This window comes from Lapidilactobacillus luobeiensis, assembly GCF_024345205.1.
In the GTDB taxonomy this organism is placed as follows: domain Bacteria; phylum Bacillota; class Bacilli; order Lactobacillales; family Lactobacillaceae; genus Lapidilactobacillus; species Lapidilactobacillus luobeiensis.
Window position 1 is genome coordinate 1 of record NZ_BROC01000006.1, and the last position, 11,457, is coordinate 11,457.

Annotated in this window: 11 protein-coding genes; 7 read left to right on the plus strand and 4 right to left on the minus strand. The window is 44.8% G+C overall.

What is annotated here, in order from left to right:
• Window positions 1-495 precede the first annotated feature (495 nt).
• The 3 genes from OCU21_RS03265 to OCU21_RS03275 form a co-directional block, all read right to left on the minus strand.
• On the minus strand, window positions 496-1,386 hold the full coding sequence (locus OCU21_RS03265; RefSeq protein WP_261806188.1) for a peptidylprolyl isomerase: 891 nt from the start codon (window positions 1,384-1,386) through the stop codon (window positions 496-498).
• A 199-nt stretch (window positions 1,387-1,585) separates the two neighbouring features.
• Window positions 1,586-1,966 carry a YtxH domain-containing protein gene (locus OCU21_RS03270; RefSeq protein ID WP_261806079.1) on the minus strand — a complete coding sequence of 127 codons (381 nt, stop codon included), beginning with the start codon at window positions 1,964-1,966 and terminating at the stop codon, window positions 1,586-1,588.
• Window positions 1,963-2,403, minus strand: coding sequence for an HIT family protein (locus OCU21_RS03275; protein WP_261806080.1), 441 nt, complete (start codon window positions 2,401-2,403; stop codon window positions 1,963-1,965). Before OCU21_RS03275 ends, OCU21_RS03270 begins: the two co-directional genes overlap by 4 nt.
• Window positions 2,404-2,553: 150 nt before the next feature.
• On the opposite strand from OCU21_RS03275, the gene OCU21_RS03280 reads away from it, so the two are divergent.
• Genes OCU21_RS03280 through trmB form a run of 3 tightly spaced genes read left to right on the plus strand, consistent with a single transcriptional unit; the run spans window position 2,554 to window position 5,212 of the window.
• Window positions 2,554-3,288, plus strand: coding sequence for an ABC transporter ATP-binding protein (locus tag OCU21_RS03280; protein ID WP_261806081.1), 735 nt, complete (start codon window positions 2,554-2,556; stop codon window positions 3,286-3,288).
• Window positions 3,281-4,522 (plus strand): ABC transporter permease, encoded by a 1,242-nt coding sequence (locus OCU21_RS03285; RefSeq protein WP_261806082.1) that lies wholly within the window; start codon window positions 3,281-3,283, stop codon window positions 4,520-4,522. The genes OCU21_RS03280 and OCU21_RS03285 overlap by 8 nt, the downstream gene beginning before the upstream one ends.
• On the plus strand, window positions 4,523-5,212 hold the full coding sequence (gene trmB, locus OCU21_RS03290) for a tRNA (guanosine(46)-N7)-methyltransferase TrmB (RefSeq protein ID WP_261806083.1): 690 nt from the start codon (window positions 4,523-4,525) through the stop codon (window positions 5,210-5,212).
• Between the two features lie 85 nt (window positions 5,213-5,297).
• On the opposite strand, the gene OCU21_RS03295 is transcribed toward trmB, so the two are convergent.
• Window positions 5,298-5,636, minus strand: a complete 339-nt coding sequence (locus OCU21_RS03295) for a hypothetical protein (RefSeq protein ID WP_261806084.1) — start codon at window positions 5,634-5,636, stop codon at window positions 5,298-5,300.
• 357 nt (window positions 5,637-5,993) lie between these two features.
• Between OCU21_RS03295 and OCU21_RS03300 the strand changes: the two genes are divergently transcribed.
• From OCU21_RS03300 to polA, 4 genes are all read left to right on the plus strand, one after another.
• Complete coding sequence (locus OCU21_RS03300; RefSeq protein ID WP_261806085.1) at window positions 5,994-6,323, plus strand: thioredoxin family protein; 330 nt, start codon at window positions 5,994-5,996, stop codon at window positions 6,321-6,323.
• A gap of 165 nt (window positions 6,324-6,488) precedes the next feature.
• Window positions 6,489-7,124, plus strand: coding sequence for a YtpR family tRNA-binding protein (gene ytpR, locus OCU21_RS03305; RefSeq protein ID WP_261806086.1), 636 nt, complete (start codon window positions 6,489-6,491; stop codon window positions 7,122-7,124).
• Between the two features lie 58 nt (window positions 7,125-7,182).
• On the plus strand, window positions 7,183-8,493 hold the full coding sequence (gene murC, locus OCU21_RS03310; RefSeq protein ID WP_261806087.1) for a UDP-N-acetylmuramate--L-alanine ligase: 1,311 nt from the start codon (window positions 7,183-7,185) through the stop codon (window positions 8,491-8,493).
• Window positions 8,494-8,766: 273 nt separating this feature from the next.
• Entirely contained in the window at window positions 8,767-11,445 is a 2,679-nt protein-coding gene (gene polA / locus OCU21_RS03315) for a DNA polymerase I (protein ID WP_261806088.1), read from the plus strand.
• Window positions 11,446-11,457: the final 12 nt, after the last annotated feature.

An 11,457-nucleotide genomic window follows, 5' to 3' on the forward strand; every position in this document is an offset into this window, starting at 1 on the left:
AAGAGAAAAACTGCTAAAACCGTTAATTAATCAAGGTTTTAGCAGTCTTTCATTGTTACGTGTTTCGGGAATCCAGGTTTGTTATTTCATGCGCATTATTTTTTTACCGATAGGAAAGATATTCTTGATTGTATAAGAATATTAGGTTAAGAAAGCGCTTTATAACTTGCTACATAAATTATTCATGATTAAAAATTATTTTATTTTTTTATGGTGATATATTGCCTAAATAGGAAAAAATTGTGATTACGCGGTTTTTTCGAGCACAAGATATGGGACTTACCCAGCTGTGATCCAGTTAAAAATATAAGTAGGTGATGAACTGAACATATTATGTCCATTAAGTTGGGTCGATTATGGTATCTTTTTTGGATCAGGATTAGTTCGAGCAGGACTTTTGCCGAATAATCGCGGCTACAATCGATCGTGCCGTGATCGCAATACTAAAAAACCCAGCACAGAGATACTGTGCTGGGTCGCGTTGTAAGTCAACGCTTATTTCTTGGAAGATGAGCTTGATGAACTACTTACATAGCTAGAAAGAACATCTTGGAGATCCTTATCCTTGATATCAACGTTGGCTTTCTTAATAACTTTAGCCAAAATTTGTTGCATTACTGTTGAGTCTGACAACCAAGTTGTGTAAAGCTGGTCTTTGAGATCTTTGGTGTGATCAGACATCTTACCTTTACCAGGATTCTTGACCATCTTGATAATGTGATAGCCGTAAGAAGTTTTGACTGGTGTTTCCGTATACTTGCCTTGAGCCAGCTTGAAAGCCGCTGCTTTAAAATCAGCATCTAGGCTAGTATCAGTATTGTCGAAGGCAGCCAATTTGCCACCATCAGCCTTAGTACCAGTATCAGTTGAATATTTCTTTGCTAAAGTCGTGAAATCAGCACCACCGTCTAATTGCTTGATAATATCTTCAGCCGTTTCTTTCTTCTCGACTAAGATATGAGCAACAGTGACTTTAGGTTGATAACTTGCCCATTGCTTCTTCAATTGTTTGTCGGTGACTTTCTTAAGATCTTTCAGGGCAGCCTCGGTCAAGAAGTTTGTCCGAATATTGTTCTTCAGGTCAGTTGTCGTCATGTTATTGCTGGCCAAGACAGAAGACAATTGCGCACCATAAGTCGTTTTGAATTTCTTGTATTCCTTGGTGACCTTGTCTTTGGAGACTTTACTACCATATTGTTGCTCCAAAGCCTTGGTGATGATCATCGTTTGCAAGGTCGATTTTCCTGAAGCAGACTTCTTCATCTCATCGTAATAATCGGACTCGCTGATCTTACCACCCTTCATGGAAACAACCGTCTTGTTGCTACAGCCTGCCAATCCCACGACTGCTAGTAAACCAGCCGCCGCTAAGACAAGCTTCTTCATTGATTTCTTCATAATACTGAATCCACATCCTATTCAAAGTCCTAGATAAAAACTCAACACTCTTAGTAATATACCATAATTAGCAAGCAAATAAAATTAAACGGTCAAATTTAACGGAATGTTCAAGCCTTTATTCCAAAAAATTCAAATCCGGCACAGAAAATTCACAGGTCAAGTTTTATTGCTTGCCACGAGAAAATCAATGCTCCGCTGCTTGAGTCGGCTCTACACCAGGAAGGTCATTCAGGTCATTTTGTAATTGATCGGTTTGATCCTTTAAGGCGTTTAGTCGGGGTTCTGCTTGAAATTGAAAATCAGTGACGTCTTTTTTCAGCGCATCGATCGTGGGGACTGCATTATGACTGATCTCGTGGTGAAGGGTGGCTAGGGCGGTGCGCAATTTGCGCACGCTACGGTTGACGTTATCAGTCGCGCTGGTCAAACCATCAACATAAGTGCTGAACTCATTGCGTCGTTGAGCACCGCTCTTTTTGGAAGTCAGCAGCACGGTGGTCAACCCCAAAACACTGCCCCAAAGGAGCCCCTTACCAAATGTGGCTTTACGTCGTTGCTTCGTCATTCGACTTCCTCCTTAGCCAGGGCCGATTTGATTTTAGCAGCGATCGCGGTCAAACTAGCCTGATCGTATTGATCCGCGTTATTGGCCCAATGCATTTTGAAACCGTCATCGCTGGTATAGCGCGGTACAAAATGGATATGTGAGTGAAAGACGGATTGATAGGCCAGTTCGCCATTGTTGTTGCAGATATTTAGTCCTTGTGCTTCAGGGAAAGCCTGCTTGAGTGCACGGGCGATCTCTGGAACGTGGCTGAAGACACGTGTGGCCAAGTCGGTATCGTAAGCGTAAATGTCGGGAACATGCTTTTTAGGCACGAGCAGTGTGTGTCCCGGGGTCACTTGCGAAATGTCGAGGAAGGCCAAAACATCATCATCTTCATAAACTTTAACACTGGGGATCTCGCCCCGAATGATTTTGCAGAAAATACAATTATCCAATAGATTCACCTTCAAATTAAATGATTGAATATTCCAAACTATCCATTTCATGCTATCATATTAGTAACTAAAAAAATAGTGATGATGGTTGGATTCCCACTGTTACCACTAAATTCGATTTGATCTTGCGTTAAGAAAGGAACACGATCCATGTTAGAAGTATCGCACTTGACTGGTGGTTATCAGCACCTTAAAATCTTGAATGACCTGAGCTTTTCAGTAGCCAATGGTGAAGTCGTTGGTTTGATCGGACTGAACGGCGCTGGTAAATCGACGACGATCAAGCATATCCTTGGGCTTTTGCGGCCTTTATCAGGTACGATCGAGATCGATGGCCTGCAACAGACCAGTGATCTTTCCGCCTATCGGCAACAGATCGCTTTTGTCCCTGAGACCCCGATCCTTTACCCTGAGTTGTCTCTGCGCGAGCATTTGGAGTTAACGATGATGGCTTATCATTTGGATCCTGACGCGACTTGGGCTCGGGCCAATCGTTTACTGAAGACCTTTCGTTTGGATCAGATGCTAGATTGGTTCCCGGTTCATTTCTCTAAGGGGATGCAGCAAAAAGTAATGATCGTCAATGCGTTTATGACTGACGCTAGCTTATTGATCATCGACGAGCCATTTACTGGTCTGGATCCATTAGCGGTGCGCAATCTACTGGATTTGATCGCGACAAAAAAAGCGGCGGGAACAGCGGTTTTGATGACGACTCATATTTTGGCGACGGCTCAAGCGCAAGCGGATCGTTTCATTTTGTTGAATCAAGGACAGATCCGCGCTAGTGGGACCGTTGCTGAACTGGCTCAGACGTTTCAGGTGGCACCTGACCACTTGGATGATATTTATTTAACGATGGCGAAGGAGAATGGCGATGTCTGATTTTGCGAAAATGTGGGCAGACCGTCGTCGCCAGCACTTGATCAAGCAAAGCAAATATTTGCAATATGTTTTTAATGATCATTTGATCTTAGCTTTTGTTTTTCTGGCTGGCGCTTTAGCGTTCTGGTATAGCAATTTTTTACAAACGATCAAGCTACCTTTGGCTTGGGCGCCTTATCTGATCAGTGGGATCTTACTAGCGACTTTGTCAGTGGGGCGCTTGGCTACTTTGGTGGTCAATGCAGATCAAGTTTTTTTATTGCCTCGTGAAGCAGAAATGAGTCAGTATTTACGACGAGCTCGTTGGCTGAGTTTGATTCTGCCAGGAGCACTCTTGATCAGTGTAGGGGTGATCTTAACGCCATTTACACTACGGGCGACGCAGCTTGATCTGACCCAGTGGTGGCTCGTCGTGCTGACACTGTTGATTTTCAAGGATCTTGATCTTTGGCGCCAGTATTTTGCGTGCTTTACGAGCTGGTCCAGTAAACGTCAACGTGAGTCGGTGATCTTGATCTATTGTGGCGCCACCTTGAGCTTATTGTTGAGTTTTGGTTTGACGAGTTGGTGGGGCTTGTTATTAGCAGGGGTGTTGTGGGGCGGTCGAATTTATTTTGACCGGCGCTCGGATCTGCAAACGGTCGCTTGGTATCAACTCATCGCTCAAGAAAATGTCCGCCAAGTGCGACTTTTGCGCTTTTATAACCTGTTTGTGGATGTACCTGAGATTGGTGGGCACGTGGTCCAGCGACGGTGGTTAGACCGGCTGATCCAAGCTTGGTCCCAACGACAACCGGGACCGTATCGCTATTTATTTATTCGGGCTTTTCTACGGCGAACGGATTACAGTAATATTTGGTTGCGTTTCGTTGTGATCGGGGTTGTGCTTTTGGCGTTGATCCAACAACCAGCGCTACTTTTGATCATTGCGTTGCTATTTCTTTATTTGACGGGCTATCAATTATTGCCGTTGGTCCATCATTTTGACCATAATGCCTTGGCCAAGTTATTACCAACGGTGCCAGCGGCACAACAGCAACAGTTTACCTCAGTTCTGCGACCGCTTTTATTGATCGAATGGCTGGCTTATAGTATTACGATTTTGATCCACTTGGGTTTTGCGCGCTTACCATTAGCGCTGGCACTGATCGCGGGTACTTTACTGTTCTTATACCTCTTTTTAAAATTTTATTTGCCACAGCGTTTAAGTGCAGGCAAGAAGGGAAAAAAATAAATGCGTTTACGGAACAAACCCTGGGTACCAGCGTTGATGGCGGCCCATCCAGAAGCAGTGGTTTCCGCACAGTCAGGCTTGGCTGGTCATTGGCGCCAACGATTTGCAGATCCGAGTTTACCACTACAATTGGAGATCGGTTCCGGCAAAGGTCAGTTTATCATTGGGATGGCGCAACAAAATCCGCGCCTTAATTTCATCGCAATGGAGATCCAGGCCTCAGCTCTGGGAATGATTTTACAAAAGCAGGTTGAATTACAACTACCTAATCTACAATTGTTTCTTGGTGATGGTGCGGCGGTGACAGATTATTTCGCACCTGCAGAGATCGCCGACCTTTATTTGAATTTCTCTGATCCTTGGCCGAAAACCAAGCACGCAAAACGCCGCTTGACATATCCCAGTTTTTTAGCGCAATATCAGCAGATTTTGCTGCCCGCAGGCCAATTGCGTTTTAAAACGGATAATCGGGGGCTGTTTGAGTATTCATTACAAAGCTTAAACGCCAGTGGCTGGCTTTTTGATTTTGTTTCTTTGGATCTACATCAGAGCGAACGGGTCGACACGAACATCGAAACTGAGTATGAGCAAAAATTTGCGGCCCGAGGTCAAGTGATCTATGCTTTAGATGCCCACAAAATGACGGCCGCTCAGGCAGCTAGCCGTTCAGCGGCTGGTGAACAAAAATAGGTAAAATAAAAAAACCATCATGTGCGGCGATTGCGCATGATGGTTTTTATTGAATGTTGTGAATAATAGCAGTCGATTCTGATTTTTAGGCGAGTGCTTCTTTTTTCAAATCAAGCAATTCTTTGGTTTTAGCATCAAAAATGAATTGATATTGAACCAAAGCGTGGCTTTCTTCACGAGTGATCCCGCCAAAAAAAGCCAAATGACGATCACCACGCCAAGTGATCGTCCGTGGGGTGGATTCGATCCAAGAACCTTCGATCGGCCCCTCCTTCAAGAACAGCGACTTGATCTCCTCCAAAAGACTCTCAGGCAGTTGTTTTTCCTTCAGATGCCAACTAAAAGCAGCTGCGGTGCCGATCGCTAGGCCATTTGCAAAACCGATCAAGGTATATTTGAGCATTTTTTTTGTTGCTTCTGTCATGGTTACTCCCTCTCGATCACCAAAGTTTTTTCAAAATTACTCCTGTACTCAATAGGATACCCTGTTTCACTGAAAGGGGCAAATAAAATGAGTAAATTCTTTCTTAAAATCAGTGAAAATTATCGCTGGACCATTAAGGCAGGATCGCATGGGCGCAGAATGATCAAGACAAGTGATTTGAAGCGGTGAGCAAGTAGCGGCGTAAGCGATGGTTGATGTTTTGCCGACAATGCATCGATCGGGCTGATCGATCGGACTATCGGCGAAAATCCGGGCTAATTTTTCGGAGATGATTCAGTTGACGCTTACTAAAAGATAGCTTATAGTATGGTAGTAGAAAATCATGGAGGTCAGATCATGAAACAATTAACTGAATTCGAAAAACAAGATCTAGCAAGCATTACGGCGCAGGGCAAAACAATGTTGTTCTTTACAGCAACTTGGTGTGGTGACTGCCGTTTTATCAAACCAAGTATGCCCGCGATCGAGGCTGAATATCCGGACATTGATTTCATTGAAGTCGACCGGGATAAGTTCATGGATCTCGCCGTTGAATTGAATATCATGGGGATCCCTAGTTTCGTTGCTTATCAAGATGGTCAAGAAGTTGGTCGTTTCGTCAATAAAGATCGCAAGACCAAGGCAGAGATTGAAAAATTTATTAATAATCTTGCTTTTACGATCTAAGACTTTAAAAACGACCCCATCTAGCTTACAATAATAAACGTGCAACCAAAGCCAGTTGCTTCTGTGTTTTTTGCAGAACTGCTGGCTTTATGTCGCTATTGACGATATTTTAGTTGCCATTAACAATAAATAATAACAATAAAAAAATGATGGGAAGTTTTTTGATTGCTGATCACAAGCTATAATCCAGTCGCATTAGGCGACGTTCTTGTTATGACCACGGCTCAGGCGACAGCTTCCGAACAAAAGGCTGTTCGTTTCGGTGATTTGGTCCAGATCCAGCGGCGCGATAATGATCAAGTCGTTGGTTATAATTTATTCAACGCTTCGACTTATTTATCAGATCTTAAGGGTCAAGGTCAAGTGTTTCTCACAGCGGCACAAGTCGAACAAATCAATGCTCTATTACAACAAGCTCAACAGCCACAACGTTTGAGTGCTGACCTAACGCCTAAATTCGTTGTCGGTGAAGTTTTGGAAATGAAGGCGCATCCTGATTCAGATCACTTGAAGATCACGAAGGTCGCCGTTGGCCAAGCTGAACCGCTCCAGATCGTTTGTGGTGCGCCGAATGTTCAGGCTGAACAAAAGGTCGTTGTCGCTTTAGTGGGTGCGATGATGCCTAGTGGTAAATTGATTTGGCCAGGTAAGTTACGTGGAGTCGCTAGTTACGGCATGATCTGTAGTCCTCGTGAATTAGGGTTGGCCAATGCGCCGGCACGACGGGGGATCATGGTGCTTGATCACAAGACACCAGTCGGTCAGGCCTTTGACTTTCAAGCTCACTATGAATTTGCTTGATCAACAACGCGAACACGCGCAGAAATTATTTTGATTATTCTGATAGTAGGGTGAAAAAATGGAAACGAAGAAATATTTCTTTATTGGTATCAAGGGTTCAGGGATGAGTGCATTAGCGTTAGTCGTCCATGATCTGGGCTATCAAGTTGCAGGTTCTGATATCGATCAATATACGTTTACACAGACGAGTTTGGAAGCGGCTGGGATCCCGATCTACGCCTTTGACCCGGAAAATATTCGCGCAGGTTGGACTTATATCGCCGGGAATGCTTTTCAAGATGATCATCCCGAGATCAAGGCGGCCCATGAATCGGGTGCTGAAGTGATTCGGTATCATGATTTTCTGGGTCAGTTGATGAGTGGCTACACCAGTATCGGTGTTGCTGGAACACATGGGAAGACCAGTACGACAGGTTTATTGGCTCACGTTCTCAGTGGGGTCGCGAAGACGGCATATTTGATCGGTGATGGTACTGGAAAAGGTGAGGCAGACGCTAAGTTCTTTGTATTTGAAGCAGACGAATATCGGCGGCACTTTATCGCCTATCACCCAGATTATGTGATCATGACTAATGTTGATTTTGATCATCCTGATTATTACCGTGATCTGGAAGATGTGTTCAGCGCCTTTGAACAAGAGGCGCAGCAAACTTCAAAGGGGATCTTCGCTTGGGGCGATGACCCTAATTTGCGCCGCCTGAAGGCCAATGCGCCGATCTATTACTATGGCACAAAAGATAGTGATGATTTTCAGGCGATCAATATTAAACGGACCTCGTCAGGTTCAGAATTTGACGTCCGGCACGAAGACACGTTCATCGGTCATTTTGTGATCAATTTGTTTGGCGAACATAGTATTTTAAACAGTCTGGCTGTGATCGGGGTCAGCTATCTCGAAGGCCTTTCGATGACCGAAGTTGCGGCGGAATTATTGACTTTCTCAGGCGTTAAGCGTCGGTTCGCAGAAAAGAAATATGGTGCGGTGACCGTGATCGATGATTATGCGCATCATCCATCGGAAATCAAAGCGACGATCGATGCGGCTCGTCAAAAGTATCCGGATCGCCAGTTGGTCGTGGTTTTTCAACCACATACCTATTCACGAACTAAAGCATTGATGCCTGGCTTTGCCAAGAGCTTAGATGCAGCTGATCAAGTCTATTTGACGGAGATCTTTGGTTCAGTTCGCGAGCAGCAAGGAACCGTTTCTAGCGCGGATCTAGGGGCATTGATCGATCACGGTGGTCAAGTCCTCCACTTGGACGAAATGGCGACATTGTTGCAGTACCAACATGCGGTAGTTATCTTTATGGGTGCCGGTGACATTCAGAAATATGAAACAGCCTATGAAGATCTACTGACGAAGTAGGGTTTGCTAATGACGCTGGTCGTGACTGGATCCTTGCCTGATTTAACAACGTGCCACCGCAACGGACTTCTGCGCAGAATGATGCCAGGATCCTAGTAGCGCAATCGCTTATTAGATCATTGCTAAGTCAAAGTTTGCAGTCCTGCCGTTGTGCAGTCATACTTGCTTGGCAGATCATTGAAGTTGTGATCAGTATTTTGGTACACTAAGGTCAAGAAGTAATGAACCAAAATAAAACAGTAACGGGATGATCGACACAAGATGGAGGTTCTGATGGCGACAACAACGCAACAAAATAAATTGTTACTTTTGGACGGGAACAGTCTGGCCTTTCGCGCTTTTTTTGCGCTACATCATTCGCTGGATCGTTTTACCAACAGTCAGGGACTGCATACCAACGCGATCTATACATTCAGCAATATGTTGGAGGTGTTGTTGAAGGCTGAGGAGCCGACCCATGTTTTGGTGGCTTTTGACGCAGGAAAGACAACTTTCCGGACAGCGCTTTTCCCTGAATATAAAGGAAATCGTTCCAAGACGCCCAGCGAGTTTGCGGAGCAGTTGCCGTATATCAATCAGTTATTAGACGCTTATGGTCTCCAACATTATCAATTGGCTGATTATGAAGCTGATGATATTATTGGTACTTTGGCACAGGCCGCACGCGATCAGATGCCTGTTACGATCGTGACCGGTGATCGTGATCTGACGCAGTTAGCAACAGCCAATACGACGGTCAAAGTCACGATCAAGGGAGTCAATGAACTTGAGACCTACACACCTGCTCACGTCCAAGAAAAACTAGGTATCAGTCCAGAGCAGATCATTGATTTAAAGGGACTGATGGGGGACACTTCAGATAATTATCCAGGGGTGACCAAGGTCGGTGAGAAGACTGCGCTAAAACTATTAGGTCAATATGGTTCAATGGAAAACCTCTATGACCATGTGGCAGAAATGAAACAGAGCAAGTTAAAAGAAAATCTGATCAATGATCGCGAAGCGGCGTTTTTGTCTAAAAAATTAGCGCGGATCAATATCGCTGCGCCGATCACGATCGACTTAGCGCAAACCGAACGTCAACCGGTGGATCAAGCAGCTTTGATCGCTTTTTATCAGGAAATGGATTTCAAATCGAAACTGGCAAAAATGGATCTAAGTGAGGCCACAGAGGACAATGAAGCGACGGCTGCGGCGACTCCGATCACGATGACGGAATTGACGCGAGCGGAACTTCCGCAGATTTTAGCAAAAAAAACAGCGCGCGCGTTCGACTTGGATATTTTGGGTGACAATTATCATCTGGAAACGCCGATCGGTTTTGCATTAGGTACGCCGGAACGCTGGTATTACAGTGATGATCTTGGCTTATTACAAGAGGCGCCATTGCGCACTTGGTTAGCCGACCCACAGCAAGAGAAATATGTGTTTGACAGTAAAAAAACCATGGTGTTATTGGCAAGACTTGATGTGCCGATTGCGGGCATGACCTTTGATCTCTTGTTGGCGTCGTATTTATTGAATACGTTTGACAATAGTAACGATCTCGGAGTGATCGCTCATCTCCATGGTTACGCTGGTGTGCAGACTGATCTGGATGTTTATGGCAAGGGAACTAAACGAGCGATCCCCACTGATTATCAGGTTTTAGGTGAACATCTTTGTCGCAAGGCGCAGGCGATCTATCAATTACAAGCGCAATTGACGCAGCAGCTTCAAGAAAATGATCAAGATCAGCTTTATGATGAGATCGAAGCGCCACTAGCATTGGTCCTAGCGCAAATGGAGTTAGCGGGGATCACAGTGGATAGTCAACGCTTAAAGGCGATGCAACGTGATTTTGGTCAAACTTTGAGTCAGATCGAAGCGCTGATCTATGCCGATGCTGGTCATGAATTTAATATCAATTCAACCAAACAACTAGGTGTGGTTTTATTTGATGAACTCAAATTGCCTGTGATCAAAAAGAATAAGACGGGGTATTCTACCTCGGTCGAAGTTTTAGAGCAATTGCAGCAAAGTCATCCGATCATTGAACGGATCTTGACTTATCGACAGATCTCCAAACTGCAATCGACCTATATCAAAGGGTTGCTGAAAGTGATCCATCCTGATCATAAAGTGCATACCCGTTATTTACAAACCTTGACGCAGACAGGGCGATTATCCTCAGTGGATCCCAATTTGCAGAATATTCCAGTTCGTCTACCTGAAGGCCGCAAGATCCGTCAGGCTTTTGTGCCCAGCCATCCTGACTGGGAGATTTTCTCTAGTGATTATTCTCAAGTGGAGCTACGCGTTTTGGCCCATGTTTCTGGGGATCAGAATATGCAGGCGGCGTTCAAAAACGGGCTGGATATCCACGCCAATACTGCAATGAAGATCTTCCATTTGAATGATCCTGAGGAAGTCACGCCTGATATGCGGCGGCAGGCCAAAGCAACGAATTTCGGGATCGTTTATGGCATCAGTGATTATGGCTTAGCCAAGAATATCGGGATATCGCGACCACAGGCGGCGGCTTTTATCGCGGCTTATTTCGAGCAATATCCTGATGTTCAGGCATATATCAAAAATATTGTCGCGTTGGCTCGTGAGCAAGGTTATGTAGAAACGATCATGCATCGGCGGCGTTATTTGCCAGATATCAACGCGAAGAACTTTAATTTACGCTCGTTTGCGGAGCGGACCGCGATGAATACGCCGATCCAAGGTAGTGCTGCGGATATCATCAAAGTGGCGATGATCAATATGCAAGAACGGTTGACTGAAGCTGGCCTACAAGCTCGAATGCTCTTGCAAGTCCATGATGAATTGATTTTTGAGGCACCTAAAGCGGAGATCCCAATTCTGGAGAAATTAGTTCCTCAGGTAATGGATTCAGCGGTTAGTTTAGATGTGCCCCTAGTTGTTGATAGTGCACATGGACCAACTTGGTATGATGCAAAGTAGTCGATCGATCAA

Coding starts and splice junctions, on each gene's coding strand:
- OCU21_RS03270 (WP_261806079.1), bottom strand. CDS start 1,966: ATGACGAAGCAACGACGTAAAGCCACATTTGGTAAGGGGCTCCTTTGG.
- OCU21_RS03280 (WP_261806081.1), top strand. CDS start 2,554: ATGTTAGAAGTATCGCACTTGACTGGTGGTTATCAGCACCTTAAAATC.
- trmB (WP_261806083.1), top strand. CDS start 4,523: ATGCGTTTACGGAACAAACCCTGGGTACCAGCGTTGATGGCGGCCCAT.
- OCU21_RS03295 (WP_261806084.1), bottom strand. CDS start 5,636: ATGACAGAAGCAACAAAAAAAATGCTCAAATATACCTTGATCGGTTTT.
- polA (WP_261806088.1), top strand. CDS start 8,767: ATGGCGACAACAACGCAACAAAATAAATTGTTACTTTTGGACGGGAAC.
- OCU21_RS03265 (WP_261806188.1), bottom strand. CDS start 1,386: ATGAAGAAGCTTGTCTTAGCGGCGGCTGGTTTACTAGCAGTCGTGGGA.
- OCU21_RS03285 (WP_261806082.1), top strand. CDS start 3,281: ATGTCTGATTTTGCGAAAATGTGGGCAGACCGTCGTCGCCAGCACTTG.
- OCU21_RS03300 (WP_261806085.1), top strand. CDS start 5,994: ATGAAACAATTAACTGAATTCGAAAAACAAGATCTAGCAAGCATTACG.
- murC (WP_261806087.1), top strand. CDS start 7,183: ATGGAAACGAAGAAATATTTCTTTATTGGTATCAAGGGTTCAGGGATG.